This window comes from Halobacillus litoralis (genome assembly GCF_020524085.2).
GTDB classification, from domain to species: domain Bacteria; phylum Bacillota; class Bacilli; order Bacillales; family Halobacillaceae; genus Halobacillus; species Halobacillus litoralis_E.
Map to the genome: position 1 here is coordinate 614,158 of NZ_CP129016.1, position 19,652 is coordinate 633,809.

At 46.1% G+C, this 19,652-nt stretch carries 16 protein-coding genes and 3 rRNA genes; 5 read left to right on the forward strand and 14 right to left on the reverse strand.

Annotation, left to right across the window (positions count from 1 at the left end; genetic code table 11):
* Nucleotides 1–36: 36 nt before the first annotated feature.
* The 8 genes from LC065_RS03210 to LC065_RS03245 form a co-directional block, all read right to left on the reverse strand.
* Nucleotides 37–948: a DMT family transporter gene (locus LC065_RS03210; RefSeq protein ID WP_226594365.1), complete on the reverse strand. Its 912-nt coding sequence runs from the start codon at nucleotides 946–948 to the stop codon at nucleotides 37–39.
* A gap of 111 nt (nucleotides 949–1,059) precedes the next feature.
* Nucleotides 1,060–1,173: ribosomal RNA gene (gene rrf, locus LC065_RS03215) — 5S ribosomal RNA — on the reverse strand.
* Nucleotides 1,174–1,263: 90 nt separating this feature from the next.
* A 23S ribosomal RNA gene (locus tag LC065_RS03220) occupies nucleotides 1,264–4,178 on the reverse strand.
* 170 nt (nucleotides 4,179–4,348) lie between these two features.
* Nucleotides 4,349–5,914 (reverse strand): 16S ribosomal RNA (locus LC065_RS03225).
* The 16S, 23S and 5S rRNA genes sit together here, the layout of an rRNA operon.
* Nucleotides 5,915–6,459: 545 nt before the next feature.
* Nucleotides 6,460–7,479 carry a thiazole biosynthesis adenylyltransferase ThiF gene (locus LC065_RS03230; protein ID WP_226594617.1) on the reverse strand — a complete coding sequence of 340 codons (1,020 nt, stop codon included), beginning with the start codon at nucleotides 7,477–7,479 and terminating at the stop codon, nucleotides 6,460–6,462.
* Between the two features lie 21 nt (nucleotides 7,480–7,500).
* Nucleotides 7,501–8,304 carry an SDR family NAD(P)-dependent oxidoreductase gene (locus LC065_RS03235; protein WP_306163752.1) on the reverse strand — a complete coding sequence of 268 codons (804 nt, stop codon included), beginning with the start codon at nucleotides 8,302–8,304 and terminating at the stop codon, nucleotides 7,501–7,503.
* Nucleotides 8,305–8,497: 193 nt separating this feature from the next.
* Nucleotides 8,498–8,653, reverse strand: a complete 156-nt coding sequence (locus tag LC065_RS03240) for a hypothetical protein (protein ID WP_167356080.1) — start codon at nucleotides 8,651–8,653, stop codon at nucleotides 8,498–8,500.
* A 336-nt stretch (nucleotides 8,654–8,989) separates the two neighbouring features.
* Complete coding sequence (locus LC065_RS03245) at nucleotides 8,990–9,760, reverse strand: LysM peptidoglycan-binding and 3D domain-containing protein (RefSeq protein WP_226594633.1); 771 nt, start codon at nucleotides 9,758–9,760, stop codon at nucleotides 8,990–8,992.
* A 359-nt stretch (nucleotides 9,761–10,119) separates the two neighbouring features.
* On the opposite strand from LC065_RS03245, the gene LC065_RS03250 reads away from it, so the two are divergent.
* Nucleotides 10,120–11,178, forward strand: a complete 1,059-nt coding sequence (locus tag LC065_RS03250; protein WP_226594613.1) for a class I SAM-dependent methyltransferase — start codon at nucleotides 10,120–10,122, stop codon at nucleotides 11,176–11,178.
* A gap of 152 nt (nucleotides 11,179–11,330) precedes the next feature.
* Here the strand turns inward: LC065_RS03250 and LC065_RS03255 are convergent, their stop codons facing one another.
* A complete protein-coding gene (locus LC065_RS03255) occupies nucleotides 11,331–12,119 on the reverse strand; it encodes a MerR family transcriptional regulator (RefSeq protein WP_306163753.1) in 789 nt (262 codons plus the stop codon).
* Between the two features lie 226 nt (nucleotides 12,120–12,345).
* Here LC065_RS03255 and LC065_RS03260 point away from each other — a divergent pair, with 226 nt between their 5' ends.
* Nucleotides 12,346–12,816, forward strand: coding sequence for a DinB family protein (locus LC065_RS03260; protein ID WP_226594610.1), 471 nt, complete (start codon nucleotides 12,346–12,348; stop codon nucleotides 12,814–12,816).
* 119 nt (nucleotides 12,817–12,935) lie between these two features.
* Here the strand turns inward: LC065_RS03260 and LC065_RS03265 are convergent, their stop codons facing one another.
* Both LC065_RS03265 and LC065_RS03270 read right to left on the reverse strand, forming a co-directional pair.
* The gene (locus tag LC065_RS03265) at nucleotides 12,936–13,628 is read right to left on the reverse strand and encodes a Type 1 glutamine amidotransferase-like domain-containing protein (RefSeq protein WP_226594608.1); all 693 of its coding nucleotides are present in this window, start codon (nucleotides 13,626–13,628) and stop codon (nucleotides 12,936–12,938) included.
* Nucleotides 13,625–14,533, reverse strand: a complete 909-nt coding sequence (locus LC065_RS03270; protein WP_226594606.1) for a formate/nitrite transporter family protein — start codon at nucleotides 14,531–14,533, stop codon at nucleotides 13,625–13,627. Before LC065_RS03270 ends, LC065_RS03265 begins: the two co-directional genes overlap by 4 nt.
* A gap of 112 nt (nucleotides 14,534–14,645) precedes the next feature.
* On the opposite strand from LC065_RS03270, the gene LC065_RS03275 reads away from it, so the two are divergent.
* A complete protein-coding gene (locus tag LC065_RS03275; protein WP_226594604.1) occupies nucleotides 14,646–14,819 on the forward strand; it encodes a hypothetical protein in 174 nt (57 codons plus the stop codon).
* 131 nt (nucleotides 14,820–14,950) lie between these two features.
* Here LC065_RS03275 and LC065_RS03280 read toward each other — a convergent pair whose 3' ends face one another.
* The 3 genes from LC065_RS03280 to LC065_RS03290 are packed head-to-tail and all read right to left on the reverse strand — an operon-like array spanning nucleotide 14,951 to nucleotide 17,290.
* On the reverse strand, nucleotides 14,951–15,403 hold the full coding sequence (locus tag LC065_RS03280) for a DUF4064 domain-containing protein (RefSeq protein WP_115893298.1): 453 nt from the start codon (nucleotides 15,401–15,403) through the stop codon (nucleotides 14,951–14,953).
* Nucleotides 15,404–15,420: 17 nt separating this feature from the next.
* Nucleotides 15,421–16,377, reverse strand: coding sequence for an ABC transporter permease (locus LC065_RS03285; protein ID WP_226594602.1), 957 nt, complete (start codon nucleotides 16,375–16,377; stop codon nucleotides 15,421–15,423).
* Nucleotides 16,370–17,290: an ABC transporter ATP-binding protein gene (locus LC065_RS03290; protein ID WP_226594592.1), complete on the reverse strand. Its 921-nt coding sequence runs from the start codon at nucleotides 17,288–17,290 to the stop codon at nucleotides 16,370–16,372. The genes LC065_RS03285 and LC065_RS03290 overlap by 8 nt, the downstream gene beginning before the upstream one ends.
* Nucleotides 17,291–18,065: 775 nt before the next feature.
* Between LC065_RS03290 and LC065_RS03295 the strand changes: the two genes are divergently transcribed.
* Complete coding sequence (locus LC065_RS03295; RefSeq protein WP_226594590.1) at nucleotides 18,066–19,208, forward strand: conserved virulence factor C family protein; 1,143 nt, start codon at nucleotides 18,066–18,068, stop codon at nucleotides 19,206–19,208.
* Nucleotides 19,209–19,220: 12 nt separating this feature from the next.
* Nucleotides 19,221–19,649, forward strand: a complete 429-nt coding sequence (locus tag LC065_RS03300; RefSeq protein WP_264187956.1) for a BrxA/BrxB family bacilliredoxin — start codon at nucleotides 19,221–19,223, stop codon at nucleotides 19,647–19,649.
* Nucleotides 19,650–19,652: the final 3 nt, after the last annotated feature.

A 19,652-nucleotide genomic window follows, 5' to 3' on the forward strand; every position in this document is an offset into this window, starting at 1 on the left:
TTAATCACATTCTATCACATACATTAAAAACGAACCTTAACTTGCTTTCTTCCCTACAAATGAACGACTTACACGTTTTTTTCTCGTGGACAAATAAACACCTGCAAAAATTACAGCAAGACCAATGATCAACTGACTTGTGACCGGTTCACCAAGAAGCAGGTGTCCCCAGAAAAGGGCGGTCATCGGGACAAGGTATGTAACCATACTTGCAAACTCGGCACCCCCTCGATCAATCATATAATAGAAAAGTAAGTGAGCAATTCCAGAACCAACACAACCTAAACCGATCACGCTGATTGCAAAAGTAACATTCAAATCCGTCCCTATAGAGGTAAATAGAGTCGGTTGTGTCAAAAGAATACCCATAAGACCAACCATAGTTCCCACGAGAAGGGCGATACTGGTCAGAAGAATCACATCAAATCCCCGTAGGTGCTTTCGTGTAAAGTGTGAAACAAAGCCATAGCATGAGGTTGCAAGAAGCATGGTTCCTATACCGATAAAATCATTGGATCGTACACTTCCGAACTCAAATCCAGTCAATATAAGAATGCCTATAAAGCCTATAACAATTCCAGCCCACTGCCACTTATTTAAAAGAACTGAGAAAACTAGAAAACCAATCAAACCTGTCATAATAGGGGTGGTGGCATTGAGGACAGCTGCGGTATTACTGGTCACCACTGTCTGACTTAAGGCAATCAACCCCCATGGAAGCCCAGCATTGAACACACCGACGATCACCAATACACCCCACGGGATCGATTGGGGAAGCTGATGTTTCTTCCACTTATAAAAAACAAACGGAAGAAGAACCACAACTCCAGCAAGACACCTGAAAAAGACAGTACCCCACACCCCGGCTGTCCCGATCAACGTTTCTATAAAAACAAAAGATAATCCCCATATTAAACTTAAGGAGAGTAAAGCACCGTACAGTTTCATCGTGTTGGACCCCTTCCGTTCCTATCAATATTTCTATACTTTACCAAACCCATACGAAACGCACAATACAAAAATAACCCTTCAGGAATATTCCTGAAGGGTTATGAAGTGATGTGGCGGCGTCCTACTCTCACGGGGGTAAACCCGACTACCATCGGCGCTGAAGAGCTTAACTGCTGTGTTCGGCATGGGAACAGGTGTGACCTCTTCGCCTTCACCACCACATCAATATAAAGTTTGAGGTGAACCCTCAAAACTGGATAAGGAAACATCTTGTTTGAAAAGCAATTGTCATTCACGAATGATTGAAATCAGATAGATAAGTCATCGATCCATTAGTATCCGTCAGCTCCACGTGTCACCACGCTTCCACCTCGGACCTATCAACCTCATCGTCTCTGAGGGATCTTATTACCTTATAGGTAAGGGAAATCTCATCTCAAGGGGGGCTTCATGCTTAGATGCTTTCAGCACTTATCCCGACCACACGTAGCTACCCAGCGATGCTCCTGGCGGAACAACTGGTACACCAGCGGTGTGTCCATCCCGGTCCTCTCGTACTAAGGACAGCTCCTTTCAAATTTCCAACGCCCACGACGGATAGGGACCGAACTGTCTCACGACGTTCTGAACCCAGCTCGCGTACCGCTTTAATGGGCGAACAGCCCAACCCTTGGGACCGACTACAGCCCCGGGATGCGATGAGCCGACATCGAGGTGCCAAACCTCCCCGTCGATGTGGACTCTTGGGGGAGATAAGCCTGTTATCCCCGGGGTAGCTTTTATCCGTTGAGCGACGGCCCTTCCATGCGGAACCGCCGGATCACTAAGCCCGACTTTCGTCCCTGCTCGACTTGTAGGTCTCGCAGTCAAGCTCCCTTGTGCCTTTACACTCTGCGAATGATTTCCAACCATTCTGAGGGAACCTTTGGGCGCCTCCGTTACCTTTTGGGAGGCGACCGCCCCAGTCAAACTGCCCACCTGACACTGTCTCCGGACCGGATTACGGTCCCAGGTTAGAATGTCCGTACAGCCAGGGTAGTATCCCACCAGCGCCTCCACCGAAGCTAGCGCTCCGGCTTCTAAGGCTCCTACCTATCCTGTACAAGCTGTACCAACATTCAATATCAGGCTACAGTAAAGCTCCACGGGGTCTTTCCGTCCTGTCGCGGGTAATGTGCATCTTCACACATAGTATAATTTCACCGGGTCTCTCGTTGAGACAGTGCCCAAGTCGTTGCACCTTTCGTGCGGGTCGGAACTTACCCGACAAGGAATTTCGCTACCTTAGGACCGTTATAGTTACGGCCGCCGTTTACTGGGGCTTCGGTTCAACGCTTCGCATAAGCTAACGCATCCCCTTAACCTTCCAGCACCGGGCAGGTGTCAGCCCCTATACTTCGCCTTACGGCTTCGCAGAGACCTGTGTTTTTGGTAAACAGTCGCTTGGGCCTTTTCACTGCGGCTCCTCGGCAGAGGAGCACCCCTTCTCCCGAAGTTACGGGGTCATTTTGCCGAGTTCCTTAACGAGAGTTCTCCCGCTCACCTTAGGATCCTCTCCTCGCCTACCTGTGTCGGTTTGCGGTACGGGCACCTCTTTCCTCACTAGAGGATTTTCTTGGCAGTGTGAACTCAGGAGCTTCGGTACTATATTTCCTCCCCATCACAGCTTGACGTTGCCGGACGGATTTGCCTATCCGACCGTCTCACTGCTTGGACGCGCACATCCAGTGGCGCGCTCTCCTTATCCTCCTGCGTCCCCCCGTCGTTCAAACGGAAAGGAGGTGGTACAGGAATATCAACCTGTTGTCCATCGCCTACGCCTTTCGGCCTCGGCTTAGGTCCCGACTAACCCTGAGAGGACGAGCCTTCCTCAGGAAACCTTAGGCATTCGGTGAAAGAGATTCTCACTCTTTTTTCGCTACTCATACCGGCATTCTCACTTCTAAGCGCTCCACCAGTCCTTACGGTCTGACTTCACGGCCCTTAGAACGCTCTCCTACCACTGATCATAAGATCAATCCGCAGCTTCGGTGGTGTGTTTAGCCCCGGTACATTTTCGGCGCAGAGTCACTCGACCAGTGAGCTATTACGCACTCTTTGAATGATGGCTGCTTCTAAGCCAACATCCCAGTTGTCTAAGCAACTCCACATCCTTTTCCACTTAACACACACTTTGGGACCTTAGCTGGCGGTCTGGGCTGTTTCCCTCTCGACCATGAACCTTATCACCCACGGTCTGACTCCCAGAACAAAGTCTATGGCATTCGGAGTTTGACTGAATTCGGTAACCCGATAGGGGCCCCTCGTCCAATCAGTGCTCTACCTCCATGACTTTCTATTCTGAGGCTAGCCCTAAAGCTATTTCGGAGAGAACCAGCTATCTCCGTGTTCGATTGGCATTTCACCCCTACCCACACCTCATCCCCGTAATTTTCAACTTACGTGGGTTCGGGCCTCCAGTCAGTGTTACCTGACCTTCACCCTGGACATGGGTAGATCACACGGTTTCGGGTCTACGACCGCATACTCACTCGCCCTATTCAGACTCGCTTTCGCTGCGGCTCCGCTTCTGCTGCTTAACCTCGCATACGGTCGTAACTCGCCGGTTCATTCTACAAAAGGCACGCCGTCACCCATTAACGGGCTCCGACTACTTGTAGGCACACGGTTTCAGGTTCTCTTTCACTCCCCTTCCGGGGTGCTTTTCACCTTTCCCTCACGGTACTGGTTCACTATCGGTCACTAGGGAGTATTTAGCCTTGGGAGATGGTCCTCCCGGATTCCGACGGAATTCCTCGTGTTCCGCCGTACTCAGGATCCACTCCGGAGAGAGAAAGATTTCGACTACAGGGCTGTTACCTGCTCTGGCTGACCTTTCCAGATCGATTCGCCTATCTTCCTCTTTGGTAACTCCAATGGAGTGTCCTACAACCCCAGAAAGCAAGCTTTCTGGTTTGGGCTGATTCCGTTTCGCTCGCCGCTACTTGGGAAATCGCGTTTGCTTTCTCTTCCTCCGGGTACTTAGATGTTTCAGTTCCCCGGGTGTGCCTGCCTATACCTATGTATTCAGTATAGGATACTGTTCCATTACGAACAGTGGGTTTCCCCATTCGGAAATCTCCGGGTCAAAGCCTACTTACGGCTCGCCGGAGCATATCGGTGTTAGTCCCGTCCTTCATCGGCTCCTAGTACCAAGGCATCCACCGTGCGCCCTTATTCACTTAACTATCTTCGTGAAAAGACGTTTACAATTTCAATTAGATGTCTTGTCATCAATTGTCTCATCGTTAGATGAAACAATGATTCCTTATCCAGTTTTCAAGGTTCACAAGTTGAAAGATCGTTTGATCTCTCAAAACTGAACAACCAACACAGTACGTTTCCGTTATATCCTTAGAAAGGAGGTGATCCAGCCGCACCTTCCGATACGGCTACCTTGTTACGACTTCACCCCAATCATTGGCCCCACCTTCGGCGGCTGGCTCCAAAAAGGTTACCTCACCGACTTCGGGTGTTGCCAACTCTCGTGGTGTGACGGGCGGTGTGTACAAGGCCCGGGAACGTATTCACCGCGGCATGCTGATCCGCGATTACTAGCGATTCCGGCTTCATGCAGGCGAGTTGCAGCCTGCAATCCGAACTGAGAATGGTTTTATGGGATTTGCTACACCTCGCGGCTTCGCTGCCCTTTGTACCATCCATTGTAGCACGTGTGTAGCCCAGATCATAAGGGGCATGATGATTTGACGTCATCCCCGCCTTCCTCCGGTTTGTCACCGGCAGTCACCTTAGAGTGCCCAACTAAATGCTGGCAACTAAGATTAGGGGTTGCGCTCGTTGCGGGACTTAACCCAACATCTCACGACACGAGCTGACGACAACCATGCACCACCTGTCACTTGGTCCCCGAAGGGAAAGCCCTATCTCTAGGGTTGTCCAAGGATGTCAAGACCTGGTAAGGTTCTTCGCGTTGCTTCGAATTAAACCACATGCTCCACCGCTTGTGCGGGCCCCCGTCAATTCCTTTGAGTTTCAGCCTTGCGGCCGTACTCCCCCAGGCGGAGTGCTTAATGCGTTAACTTCAGCACTAAGGGGTGGAAGCCCCCTAACACCTAGCACTCATCGTTTACGGCGTGGACTACCAGGGTATCTAATCCTGTTTGCTACCCACGCTTTCGCACCTCAGCGTCAGAAACAGACCAGAGAGTCGCCTTCGCCACTGGTGTTCCTCCACATATCTACGCATTTCACCGCTACACGTGGAATTCCACTCTCCTCTTCTGTCCTCAAGTTCCCCAGTTTCCAATGACCCTCCACGGTTGAGCCGTGGGCTTTCACATCAGACTTAAGGAACCGCCTGCGCGCGCTTTACGCCCAATAATTCCGGACAACGCTTGCCCCCTACGTATTACCGCGGCTGCTGGCACGTAGTTAGCCGGGGCTTCCTCGTTAGGTACCGTCAAGGTACCGCTCTATTCGCACGGTACTTGTTCTTCCCTAACAACAGAACTTTACGATCCGAAGACCTTCATCGTTCACGCGGCGTTGCTCCGTCAGACTTTCGTCCATTGCGGAAGATTCCCTACTGCTGCCTCCCGTAGGAGTCTGGGCCGTGTCTCAGTCCCAGTGTGGCCGATCACCCTCTCAGGTCGGCTACGCATCGTCGCCTTGGTGAGCCGTTACCTCACCAACTAGCTAATGCGCCGCGGGCCCATCTGTAAGTGATAGCAAGAAGCCATCTTTCAACTTTCCTTCATGCGAAAGAAAGTATTACCCGGCATTAGCCCCGGTTTCCCGGGGTTATTCCGATCTTACAGGCAGGTTGCCCACGTGTTACTCACCCGTCCGCCGCTCGTTCCACGAGCTTCACCCCGAAGGGATCCACTCGCTTCCCGCGCTCGACTTGCATGTATTAGGCACGCCGCCAGCGTTCGTCCTGAGCCAGGATCAAACTCTCCATAAAAGTTAAGTTTGACTTGCTCATTTGCACACCGAATGTGCTTTGTTTCAAATCTCTTCTATAAAGAAGAAATGTTTTGACGTACTGGTTGGTTCGTTCAGTTTTCAAAGATCAAATGTTTTGTTTGCCGCTTCAAAACAGCGACTTAATTAATATATCATGTGTAGTTGTTTTCGTCAACAACTTTTTATGATTTATTTTGTTAAGCCGTTCGCGGCTTGCCGCTCTCTTAACGCGACAAGTAATAATATATCATGGCATTTTTAATCACGCAATAGGTTTTTCAATACTTTTTTTGTTTTTTAGATTAATAGAATGAGATTCATCTTTTTCTTCCTTATTATATATAGAAAAAAATAAAAGCGAGCAAATCACTGCTCACTTTTAGTAACGCCCTTTTCGTTTTCTCATGAATTTTCTAATAATCGGATATACCACCGGTCCATATTTGAACACTCGTTTTAATAGTCGTGCCATGGTGCACTCTCCTTATTAGTTGTTGCTTTACTTATTCCCTTTTCTCTCCCTATACAAACCACATCAACCGATCAACCACCAACAATTTTATGATACAACGTTTTTGCTTCCTTGATATCTTTTGTACCGTGAATCAACACGCGACCATCTCGAAAGAAAACCATACGGTGCTTCGACCTTTTATAGGATAATAAAAAAGGATTCTCCTGAATCTCTCCATCCGGCAGTCGATTTTTCAACTCGTTCAAATCTCTCTGACCCTTTTCAGCTGGGCGTATCTGAACGGTGTCTCTCCCACATAGAACTGCAACCTTTGTCATTTGGTTACCGAATAAAAAAGGATAGGTCGGTTCGTCCCCGCAAGATGGACAGTCCTCCCTTTGGATACGTCCGGTTTTAATCGTCGTATAGTCGTTCGTCCAAAGATCGAAAGTGACAAGACCTTGGCGGACGGAGTGGACATCTCCTACTAGAACTTTCAATGCTTCCGTCACCTGATGGGCAGCGACCATTTGAACCGCCGGGCTGATCACACCAACCGTATCACAAGTAGCCCCACCTAGAGGGATGCTTTTCATCAAACATGAGAGACAAGGGGTCGCGCCAGGTATAATGGTATAACTCATCCCATGACTCCCTACGCACCCCCCATAAATCCAGGGAATTTGGTGTTTTTGGGTGAAATCGTTGATGAGCATACGTGTTTCGAAGTTATCTGTTCCATCTATAATTAAATCGATGTCTTCTGAGTATTTTTCAAGCTCTTCTGCTTGAACATCATCTACTACAGCGTGAATGTGAACCTCACTATTTACTTTTTCCAGCCGTTCTTTGGCAGCCACCGCTTTAGGCATACGGTTTTCCGCATCTTTTTCTGTGAAGAGCTGCTGTCTCTGCAAGTTACTGAATTCTACGTAATCCCGGTCAATGACCGTTATTTTTCCAATTCCTGCTCTTACCAGCTGCTCCGAACTGCTTGTTCCTAGGGCACCAACCCCTATCATGAGCACGTGCGATTCTTTCAGACGGCGCTGCCCTTTCTCTCCTATTGGGTGAAAAAGCTGTTGTCTTGAGTATCGTTCTCCTGACAAAGGGCTCACCTCCTTTTCTCATTATCGCATGACGCTGCCTCCAGATATTTTCAAAGATTCTCCAACAATATTGGTCGATGCCTCTGATAATAGGTAGACAATGGATCTCGCCACTTCATCTGGGGTACTCAGCTTTCCTGAAGGAATCCCTTGTTCAGCTGCTTTCCTTTGTTCTTCATAACTTCTTCCTTCTCTTTCCCCTTTTGCACGAATAGCTTCTTGCCCCATCGCTGTATCTACGTAGCCGGGGCAGACGGCGTTGACACGAACACCATGTTCAATGGCTTCATGAGCGAAAGACTGTGTGAAGCCTGTAATCGCAAATTTCGAAGCGCTGTAAGCTGTACCGGAATGTGTACCTCTTAATCCAGAGAGGGAAGATAAATTGACGATGCTCCCTCTCCCATTGACTTTCATATCTTTATAGACTTCCTGGGTGAAAAGGACGGATGAAAAATAGTTGAGCTCCATCACTTTACGTAAGTCTTCCTCTTTTAGATCTTCCAGCGGACCTCCACCTATGACACCAGCCGAATTGACAAGTCCTGTCACAGGACCTATCGCCTGCCTGGCGTCTCGCACTACGTTTACACGATCCGTTTCATCGTTTAAATCAGCAGTGCTTATAAAAACTTTCATTTCTCCATTTATCGTCGTAGCACATTCCTCTTTTAATGAGGCCAGTTTCTCCTCGTTCCTGCCTGTAATAGTCACTTGACCTCCAGCACGGACGATTTCCTTAGCAGTTTCATATCCAATCCCACCTGTCGCCCCTGTCACGAGAATGTGTTCGCCTTTTAATGCTTCGCCAGAAAATATGTTCATTTTTTCGCCTCCTTAGCGAATACGATAACCGAACCCTCATATATGTAAACCTTCCTCCGGAATATAAAAAATCAGCGCTTCATGACTGACCTTGTCAATGAAACGCTGATCCACGGGACAACTTGTTTTAAATAGTCGACCATGTTAATTCTTTTTTTGTTACTTCTCATAGCTACCTCCACGACTTCTAATGCTATTTCCGCTTGTTAGTCTGCTTACGGAAAGAGAATAGAACCTTTCCACTCCGTGTACGCTTCACGCCTTTACCTTTTGATTGAACTTGTGCTTCCGGGCTGTTTTTATAATCCTGATCGAACAGCTCACGGGCTTTTGAGTATAGCAGAGTCATCGTGGTGTCCTCCCTTCTTTTCTTAGTATATAATACGATTCCCCTTGATATTATTAGTAAAACTTCGTAAACGCAAGAAAAATTTATGTTTTATACGTTTTTTTCTAACTAGATAGCTTATTTAAGGAATCATCATTGCTGAACAATTTCCGCGCGGGTTGATTTTTAAACCTATTTATGTGGAAAAATGTCATTTTTAATATTTTACAATGTTAGGCAGCCAACAGGAAAGAGGAAATTTTTAATAGATATTCATTTTTAAAGAGGGGGTTTTAAAACGCATACCAGCGGAAAAACAAAAAGAGACGACCCTTAAAAGGATCGTCTCCATCTATATTATTCATATACTTTTACTTCTACACTCTTACGTCCGAAGTCAAGAGCATCAGAACGATCTGCCATGAATACATCGATACGGTTGCCTTGGATTGCACCGCCGATATCACCGGCGATCGCTTTACCATAGCCTTCTACATAAACTTCAGAACCTAATGGAATCACGTTCGGGTCTACGGCAATAACTTTTTGATCTGGATTTGCTCTCAGGTCAATTCCTGTTGAAGTTATACCAGAGCAACCTTCACAAAATGCAGTATAAGCGGTAGCTTCCATGTTCAACGTTTTAACCACGCCATCTTCAGCTGGCTGGCTGGATGTCTGCTCTGCTTCTGCTGTTTCATTGCTTGAGCTCTTTTCAGATGTGGACTGTTCTGCAACTGCTGCTCCATCAAGAGTTAGCTTCTCTCCAGGATAGATCAGATTGGAGTTAAGGTTGTTCCAAGCTTTCAGTTCCTGAACGCTTACGTTATTTGCTTGTCCAATGCTATAAAGCGTGTCACCGGATTGAACCGTGTGGACGCTGCTGGAAGTTTGGGATTGAGCATTTCCGTTTTGTCCTTCATTGATAGAAAGGACTTGATTAGGGAAAATCAGATTAGAGTTCAAACCGTTCTCTTCTTTTATATCATTCACAGATACTCCATTGTTTTGAGCAATGCCCCAAAGAGTATCTCCCTTTTCTACTTTAATTTCATCTGCACTTACTGCTGTTGCTGTTACTGCCGAAACCGATGCGACCGCCGCCAAAGAAACAATTGTTTTTTTCATCATGTTAATTTCCCTCCTTGGTAAACAGCTCTCGCTCAGCCCTCGGCTAAGCGCTGTCTCAAAATCACAATTCCTACTGTAACACGCACAGCTCATATTCCAATAACAGGAACACAACAATAACTTTTCAAACATTACATCATCTTTACTACAGTGTAATAATGCGGTTGTAGTGGATAAATGTACCTGTATTATACATCCAGACTTCACATGTGATTGGGAATATATGTATGACCTGGTACACCAGTTTCTGTAAGACCCGCACATCTAAACAGTGACCCATCTAATTAGGCAATTATTGTAAACGCTTACAATAGCAGTTATAGTTGTACTAAATGATATGGAGAGGTGATTGGTCTATGGTAGGGGAAGCTGCTATCAAGGATTCGAGGATACCCAAGCCTTATAGTGAAAAGCATATGGACAAAACGTTTGCCCATCCACAATATCGCGTCGACCTTAGACGGTATTCAGAGAAAGAGTATAACAAGTTTGTTCGTGTAAACACGGTATCTGATTGGTCCCTTTTGTCATGGAAAGATGTGGGTAAACCTTTTGAAGTCAAGAATTACTCCAAAGAACGGACAGAATGGGAGCAAGAGAATGATCAAATGATGGACCCGCACACTTCATGGACTTATTTCAATAAATCCTTTCATGAGTGGTTCATTAAAGATATCCCGCAGGAAAAGAGCATTGGTAAAGAACAGTTCATCCGAAGTCTCTCTTCATTTAAGCCTGGGCAAGTTAAACAAGCGATAGGTAACCTTGTTCAATTGCAGTTATGGAATTATGTTCATAGAATCCAGGATGGAATCTGGGATCCCCGCGGGAAAAGGGCACTTTTCGAAGGGTTACATGTAGATCGCCCACGCATTCTCTTTCTAGGAGCTGCGGAAGGTTATGAAGCGATGCAGCTTGGAGCCATGTATCCAGGAACAGAAATTATCATGGTGGATTACGATGAGTTTTGCAAGACGACACGGTTTGGCGAATTTCCTGAACATTATCCTTTCTTAGGTGAAAATCCTAAAACAGGACAATGGAAAGTCACCTATAAAGACGAATTAAATATTGAATATGTGGTTGACGATATACGCAATCTTGAATTCGGAAGAGAATTCGATATCGTCCTTTCCGTCGGTCTGTTGGAACATTTTCCTGATGAGTACAAGCCGGAAGTGGCTGACTGGCACCGGCGCTTTTTGAAGGAAGGCGGCTATGCAATTCTGACCACCCCACGGAACCAACTTCGATCCCGTCTTTATTATCATGTCATGGCCGATGTGATGAATCATACTTACCGGGAACTCATGACTGTAGAACAGATGGGACTCTATATGTATGAAGCAGGATTCGACATCCTGAGACACGGCTACATCAAAGTGCATAACGGGCTTATTTGCCGCCCGCGATAAATTGGTAGAAACTGTATGACCTGGTACGGTAGAAAATGGAACAGTCTGATTTATGAAATCCATTCATAAAAACCCAGCCATCACAATCAAAGACGGTGAAGGCTGGGTATTTGGATTTCTGGTAATAATTGTATGGCCTGGTCATACAATTATTACCTCCCCCGCAAGGGGATTAACTTTTTTTCCTGTTGGTCGCAGTACATGTGCATGGCTTTTTTGAGGAAATCGGCGTATCCTTTTTTCCATTTGTCGATGTTTTTAGTGAAACGAGGGTCGTTGACGTACATGTCCGCTAGTCCTCTGAAAATACCCAGGTCGCACTCATAAAAGTGATCCGTGATGTGCTGACGTTTTTTATCAATTAACTGCTGAACGTCTGGATCAGAAGGGTCACGATCCATTAGTTTTACAAGCTGCCGATCAATTTCGTCTCCTTCTTGTTGAATCTTCTTCCAATCTTCCTTTGTATATTGAGATGTTTTCTGTTTGGACTGTCTGTAAGCGTCCGTATCTCCCCAACGTTTTTCCACCTCTTTCTCGTACTTTTTCTGATGAGCTTCAATTTCACTTTTGTCAAACGGACGAAAACGGTCTTCATTATCCATACGATCTTCTCCTTCCAACGATTCGAGCGTCTGATCTACCGACTGGATCAATCGCTCCAAACGTTTTTTCTTTTCTCTTAAAATCTCACGGTGGCGCTCCAATGCTACAGCTTCATCAAACTCTGGGGCATCCAGAATCTCCTTGATCTTTTTCAAAGAGAAATCCATTTCTTTAAAGAAAAGAATCTGCTGCAGACGCGCCAACTCTTTTTCACTATATAAACGGTAGCCTTTTTTACTTACATAGCTCGGTGACAACAAATCGATGTGATCATAATGGTGTAGTGTGCGCACACTGACCCCTGTCATCTCCGCCATTTCTTTTACTTTATACATCGGTGATCACCTCATATATAACGATAAGCTATGACGTAACGTCAGAGTCAACACCTTCTCTAAAAATTCACTACGCGCTTTTGGATGTAGGTCTTTCTATGTAGGAATCAAATGAAACCTTAGGGCGATTTTCGTCGTTTCATGTAGTTTTTCGCTTTGGAAAGGGATTTAGTCGAACGTCGGAGAATAGAAGGAGGAATAACAATTTTAATAAGGTTGTGTTCCTATGAATATGTACTGTCAGAGCGCTTTTCATCAATTAGAAGTCGTTATAGCATCCATTTCCGAAATGGTCGGTCAGTTATCAGAAGAAGATTTGACCCTAAGACCGACGGAGGGAAAGTACTCCATTGGGGAATTGCTTGAACACATTGCAGCAATCCCTGCGGCTGATGGGCACATCACAGAAGGGGCTTCAAAAGCAGAAATGGAGCACTTCTATGAAACGGTATCAATGAAAACAAAAGATGAAATCTTAGAACGTCTATTTGAAAACTTTGCGCAATTAAAAACACAATTTGAAAACTACACCGAAGAGCACCTGTACACAGAAACCACGTCCTGGTGGGGTGTGACCAACACACGCTTTGAATGGCTCGTCCAGACGGTCGCCCATATGTACCACCACCGCGGGCAATTGCACGCCATGTTAGTCCACACTTATAAAAAAGACCCAGAAATCCTGTTGTTCGAGTAGCTACTTAAAATTACCACACCAGGTCACCCTAATATGGATGACCTGGTGCACCTTTTTCTACTATAGACGCCACTGACTAAAAAATCCCCTCGACTTGATATCAAGTCGAGGGGGTTTCGTCAGCCTAAGTATGTCATTTCCAGTTCATTTTCTTCAACTTCCTCAGCTTCCACCCTTACATAGTAGCCCTTTGCTCCTTTGCGTGAGCTCACATTCTTCACTGGGTCCGTGTTTATGAAATGAACAGCCGCTCCGTCATCGAGCGCATAGCCTGGACGAATCGATCCAGCTTTAATAAAAGAAGTGTACGTCGGTTTCCGCTGTTCCTCTCCATCATAATGAGGGCAGCAGCTTCCTGGTAGAAATCCGAGGCATTCCAGCGGTTCCAGCTGGTCGCCGTAGGAATCCGTCACCCCTTCATCAAACCAGCAAATGGCTCCTGCACTGATCCCCGCAAGGACAACTCCTTGTTCCCATGCTTCTTTCATGATTTCATCCAGGCCCCACTCCCGCCAAAGGACGAGCAGGTTTTTCGTCGATCCTCCGCCTACGTAAATGATGTCCTGTTCGAGCACAAATTTCCGTAGATCTCTCGTTGGAGGCTTGAATAAGGACAAATGGGTCGCTTCCGCTTTTTCCTTGAACGCTTCATAGAATCGTTCGATGTAACTGTCCGAATCCCCGCTAGCCGTGGGGACGAAGCAGATTTTCGGTCTTTCTTTATTTACTTGATTTAACACGTAATCGTCCAACAGCGGGTTTTCGGGCTCCATTGAGAAGCCACCTCCACCCATAGCTATGATTTGCTTCATTGTTTAGCCCCCTTCTTATTCTTATTTCTTCCCAAGGAGGTTTGAATGTCCTCTTTGTATGCATAAGAGAACAATAAGGAAACCAATATCGCCCCTCCAATAAGGTTTCCGATACTGGCAGGTACAAGGTTAAAAAAGATATATTCATACCAAGTGTATTTATCAGAAGCTAAAAATCCCATACTGAAGTATCCCATATTAGCAGCACTGTGCTGGAAATTCCCTGCTACAAAAAGAACGACAGGTAAGGTGGTTCCGAGGATTTTACCAGTTAAATCCCTGGCAGAGGTTGTCAGAAAGGCCGCCATTCCGATGAGCCAGTTGGCAAGTACACCGGATATCAGAACCTGAAACCACCCTTTGACCCCATGGTCCATGAATTTCATTTTATGATCTAAATACATTTCAAGTTCAGGATAAAATGTACTGGCGAATGAGCCGGACCACTGGATCAGTACAGCTACCAGAAAGGCTCCAATAATATTTCCGATGTAGGAGGACAACCAGAATTTATAGATGTTCGTTTTCATCAACCCTGCCTTATTAAACAAATACGAGGGTAAAAGAACATTGATTTCCGTAAAAAGGACGGCCCCTGATATGAAGACCATCGAGTACCCTGCCGCGAACCCAAGCCCGGATAAAAGGTGATAGACACCTTTCGTCTCAACTCCAACGGCAAGAAGTATGGAAAAGACGGCTCCGAATGTCATAAAAGATCCCGCCGTCAGTGCGAGTAAAAATTGAGCGCGAAAAGGCTTATTTAAGTGATCCCTTCCCTTTTCACCAAATTCATCTACAATTTGGGACGGAATATAAAATTGACGTCCCGGACGATCTATTTTCTGATTTGAATCATTGTTTTCATTTACATCTGCTTCCTGCTGGTTTTCCTGATTTGCCACGGTCATCCCTCCAATGATTCTCACATTCCCGTTTCTCTAAAAATGTAATCTCCCCTGTATAACCTGATGGGTTTGAGAAATGGTAAGAGAAACAAGGAAAAGAGGAATGAGGATGGCTAGAGATGAATTCTGCCTCGCTTGCGATGGAGAAGGTCTGTTAATGGATGATGAAGAGTGGCGCTATACATGTAAGGTCTGTGGCGGCAGTGGTCTCCGCCCGCAGGAAGGAAGCGTCTATGACCGTCAGAGTGCAGATGTGGATGTAATGAATAGGTATTTAGATTAATCACCATAGTTTTTCATTCCGCTAAAAAGCGCTCAGCTTCAGCCGAGCGCTTTTTTCGTCGTTTAAGCAGCTAAACTTTTGGTCGATGATAAACCAAAAGACGCGGCTTTAGAGCCACGCCTTTTTCCTACCTAATAGCTGATCGCTTCGTCGGTTGCGGTCTTCTTCGGTTTACGGACGAGTGCAACAATTCCGGCAATCAAATACGCTACGCCGCCGAACAATCCCATAAAGACAGTCGCAAACGTAAAGATAATCGCGGAAATAATTAAAATGATGCCCGCTGCTTTTGGCTTCTTATTCCCTTTAAGGAACACAGCTGCCAGAATACCTAACCCGATCGCAATTAAAGAGGCGATCAAGACGAACATCGCGAATGATCCCATCATTTCGAACATCTGGGTCATATCTGTGGAACTCATTTCCCCTTCCATCTGCACTTCCGGGGAATTCATGAAGTTTTCAATTTCTTGTTGTATTTGCGGATTGTCTGCAGAGTTTAACAATACACCACTCAACAGAACAGGAAGTCCAAAAAGAACAATTCCGATGATGGTAAGAACGATTTCTACCGTACGTTTCATTTCCTTCTCCTCCTTTTTTATGCTCCTGCTACGTCACGTTTTGTAAAAAAGCCCCATGCTAAAGCCATGAATAGTACATAATATACCGCTAAAACTGCAATGGAAAACCCAAGAGAAGTTCCTGATACGAATGGTGTCCCGGACATGTACTGGCTCAAGTCCGTATTTGCAAACAAGATATATTTCGCCCACTCTTTTTCCATGAAGAAAACGATAATGGAGCTTCCAGCCATCATGAGGAAGATCGACACCCCGATAGCAAGAGATGTATTCCTGAATACAGCGGCGATCATGAACGCGAACGTAGCCATCATAATTAATTCTACAAAACTCAATAAGTATTGTGAAACAGTAAATGAAAAGATACCGGCATCTTTGACTTCACCAGCCTGAGTATATACATACGTCTGTGAAAAGCTGTCCATTCCAAACAATAAAGATCCCACTAAAAAGGACAAGATGTATAAGGCAAGAAGCATAGTGAACGCATACAAGACAACGGAGACATATTTCGCAAGCAAGAACTTCGACCTCGATATTGGACGGATCAATAAGAGCTTGATTGTACCCCAGCGAAATTCATTGGCTGTAATGCCTGCTGCAACTATAATTGTAAATAAACTCACCAGCGCGACAAATGTCCGGTTGTCACGGACAAAATCCCAACCATTATAGGCCGTTGGCTTCAGGTCATTCTCAATGCGGTATTGATTCATTTCAACATTCGTATATGCCGGGTACTCAATCTCTGGCGGCTGTTCTCCCGCGGACATCAATTGCTCATTCTGCTGCTGAAGTTCCTGTTTCCAATTGTCACCGGTCGGAGCTTCTCCACCCGTAATGCCCGCATCGACTTTAAGCAAAGCCCCTATTCCGATAATGGAAACCACTAACAGAATAGCCATGATCCACGTCGCCTTTTGATTATAAAGCTTCATATGTTCATTTTTGATCAGTTGAAAAAAGTTACTCAATGGCTCCCTCTCCAATCAAATTCAAGAATTTATCTTCAAGCGTTGAGCGGTTGACGTTGACACTGTAGATTTGAATCCCTTTTTGTACTAAGTCTGCAACAACGGTCGGAATTTTTTCTTTTTCCACTGTGAAAGTCAGGAGCTCTTCCTTAAGGCTCACATCCTTGCCAGTCATTTCTTTAAGAGCAACCATCGTTTGATCCACAGGCGTCGCTTCAATCGATACTTCCTTTTCCTCCGTTTGCTGCAGGGCATCCTGAACGGTCTGTATGGAAATCAATTCTCCATTTTTTATGATACCGATCCGATCACACATCATCTCCATTTCAGAAAGAATGTGACTCGACACAATCACAGCTACTCCTTCTTCCTTTGCCAGCCTCCGGATGTACGCACGTATTTCCCTGATTCCGGACGGATCCAACCCGTTTGTTGGTTCATCAAGAATGAGGATGGATGGTTTATGTAATAAAGCCTGAGCAATTCCAAGGCGCTGACGCATCCCAAGCGAGTATTTCCCTACTTTTTCCTTCATCCTTTTTTCTAATCCTACAAGCTTGACGACTTCCTTTATGCGTTCCTCCGTCACTCCGGGCATCATACGGGCGTAATGAACGAGATTTTTCCACCCGCTCATGAAAGGATACATTTCAGGATTTTCCACGATTCCGCCTACGTGACGGATAGCTCCTTTAAAGTTGTTCTGTACACTCTCCCCTTGGATGATCACATCCCCATCCGTCATTTTCATCAACCCGACCATCATCCGGATTGTTGTTGTTTTCCCTGCACCGTTAGGCCCAAGAAAACCAAACACTTCCCCTCCGTATATATCAAAATTTAAACCTTTAATAATCGTTTTTTTGCCAATTGTCTTCCTGACATTCTTCAACTGCATAACTGGCTCCGCCATTCTTCCCCCTCCTTTTTATCAACACACCTACTCTACGACGCAAAATCAATCTGGTTTCACAATTTATGAAAAATTTTACAATGTTCAAGTATACGGCAGGATTGTGGAAGACTCAGTTTCGAGATGTTTCCGGGGTTCGTTGCTTTGTTGGGCGTCAGGGTGGTCGGGAAGCTACTCGCTTTCCTGCGGGGATGACGGCAAGCCTCCTCGTGCTTCGCACTGTGGGGTCTTGCCAGTCCATCCATTCCCGCGGGAGTCTCGCAGCTTCCCAACCACCCCTTTCGATGTTAGTGAGAAACGAACCCCTGCACCAAGTTGAAAGGTCTCCCACTATCATGGTGTGTTTAGTATAAAGCGATCTATCACAAGCTTTCAGCATGCTGAATGGCGTCCTTAGAAGTCCATTCCGTTCGAAAGACAACGTGCAAAAGCAGCTTATTCCAGAAGTGGTTTCGAGATACTTATATGACAAAGGGGCGGAGGGGAACGGTGAGACTCCTGCGGGAAAAAAGTGCAGGGTGAGACCCCACAGGACGTAGTCCGAGGAGGCTCACCGCGCTCCCGCAGAAAGCGATCTGTTCCCCGCAGCCCCATCCACTCAACAAAAGTCTCGAAACTGAGTCTTCCACAATAGGTAGCTTTAGTGGAACAATGGAGGGCGGGGACGGATGCGTGGATGAGCTTGGGAATTTTTGATAAGATGGAAGCATGGAATGAGGGCAGATCCCTCGGAACCGGATGGAAAGATGATCAGATTGTTAGGGGGTTATACTCAGTGAAAATCGTATCCATTGAACCGACACCAAGTCCGAATTCAATGAAGATTAATTTAAACGAAACCTTGCCGGACGGCGAGACTCACAATTATAAAAAAGACGATGAACGCAAAGGTGCGCCTGACTTTGTCCAGCATCTTTTTGAAATTGAAGGTGTTAAAGGCCTTTACCACGTGACTGACTTCATCGCACTAGAAAGAAATGCACGTGTTTCATGGGAAGCGATTCTCCCAGAAGTAAGGAAGGTTTTCGGATCGGAACAAGCCGAAGATGCATCTTTACAAAAACAGGAAGAACCGGATGAACATTTCGGGGAAGTCCGTGTGTTCGTGCAGATGTTCCGCGGCCTGCCGATGCAAGTAAAACTTGAGGAAGGCGAAGAGGAAACGCGTGTAGGACTTCCTGAACGTTTCATGGAAGCAGCTATGAAAGCAGCTCCCGCTTCTCCGAACATGATCATGGAGCGTAAGTGGGTGGAGCAGAACCCGCGCTATGGTGACGTGGCTGAAATTGGGGAACAGGTAAAAGAAGAACTTTCGGCAAGTTATGACGACGAACGACTGGAATCTCTTGTTAAACAAGCGTTTGACCAAGAATTGGTTGATGTCGAACCAAAGGAAGAAAAGACGAAAGTCAGCTTAGAAACGCTGGATCATGACGATTGGAAAGTTCGCTATGCGGCTTTAGACCGAATGGATCCGACAGCAGAGGACTATCGCCTGCTTGATAAAGCCCTGGATGATGAGAAGGCATCAATCAGACGTCTCGCGACCGCCTACCTTGGTATGATTGAAGAACTTGAAACACTCCCGTATCTCTACAAGGCGCTCAATGATAAATCAGTCACTGTACGACGAACAGCGGGCGATTGCATTTCGGACCTCGGCTTTAAAGAGGCTATGCCAAAAATGATGGAGTCACTTTCTGATTCCAACAAACTCGTTCGTTGGCGTGCAGCAATGTACTTGTATGAACTTGGCGATGAGACCGCCCTCCCTGCCTTGAAAGAAGCTGCTGATGATCCGGAATTTGAAGTTCGTCTGCAGATCAATATGGCCATCGAAAGAATTGAAGGCGGCGAAGAAGCTAAAGGATCCGTCTGGCACCAAATGACTCAAGCGACTAAGAAAAAACAACAATAGGAGGCTATCATTATGAATCCATATGAAGCGTATATGAAAGAAATCTCCCAGCCGATGCGTGATGAATTGACGAACGCAGGCTTCACAGAATTGACAACCCCTGAAGAAGTGGACACATTTATCAGCGAAACGAAAGGAACATCCCTTGTGGTCATCAACTCCGTCTGTGGATGTGCAGCTGGACTGGCCCGCCCTTCAGCCCGTGAATCGCTCAACAATGAAAAACATCCTGAAAATCTCGTAACTGTATTCGCCGGCCAGGATCGTGAAGCAACATCACGCATGCGTGACTATTTGGAAGGCTATGAGCCATCCTCGCCTTCCATGGCTCTTTTGAAAGATGGACAGGTTCTCCACTTCATCCCTCGTGAAGAAATTGAGGATTATGAAGTCGAAGAAATTGTAGCCAACCTCACGAACGCTTATAACCAATATTGTTAACCA

Bases quoted from the DNA above. Each gene is read 5' to 3' on its own strand.
- LC065_RS03210 (WP_226594365.1), bottom strand. From the start codon at position 948: ATGAAACTGTACGGTGCTTTACTCTCCTTAAGTTTAATATGGGGATTA.
- LC065_RS03235 (WP_306163752.1), bottom strand. From the start codon at position 8,304: ATGAACATATTTTCTGGCGAAGCATTAAAAGGCGAACACATTCTCGTG.
- LC065_RS03240 (WP_167356080.1), bottom strand. From the start codon at position 8,653: ATGACTCTGCTATACTCAAAAGCCCGTGAGCTGTTCGATCAGGATTAT.
- LC065_RS03245 (WP_226594633.1), bottom strand. From the start codon at position 9,760: ATGAAAAAAACAATTGTTTCTTTGGCGGCGGTCGCATCGGTTTCGGCA.
- LC065_RS03250 (WP_226594613.1), top strand. From the start codon at position 10,120: ATGGTAGGGGAAGCTGCTATCAAGGATTCGAGGATACCCAAGCCTTAT.
- LC065_RS03255 (WP_306163753.1), bottom strand. From the start codon at position 12,119: ATGTATAAAGTAAAAGAAATGGCGGAGATGACAGGGGTCAGTGTGCGC.
- LC065_RS03260 (WP_226594610.1), top strand. From the start codon at position 12,346: ATGAATATGTACTGTCAGAGCGCTTTTCATCAATTAGAAGTCGTTATA.
- LC065_RS03265 (WP_226594608.1), bottom strand. From the start codon at position 13,628: ATGAAGCAAATCATAGCTATGGGTGGAGGTGGCTTCTCAATGGAGCCC.
- LC065_RS03275 (WP_226594604.1), top strand. From the start codon at position 14,646: ATGGCTAGAGATGAATTCTGCCTCGCTTGCGATGGAGAAGGTCTGTTA.
- LC065_RS03280 (WP_115893298.1), bottom strand. From the start codon at position 15,403: ATGAAACGTACGGTAGAAATCGTTCTTACCATCATCGGAATTGTTCTT.
- LC065_RS03290 (WP_226594592.1), bottom strand. From the start codon at position 17,290: ATGGCGGAGCCAGTTATGCAGTTGAAGAATGTCAGGAAGACAATTGGC.
- LC065_RS03300 (WP_264187956.1), top strand. From the start codon at position 19,221: ATGAATCCATATGAAGCGTATATGAAAGAAATCTCCCAGCCGATGCGT.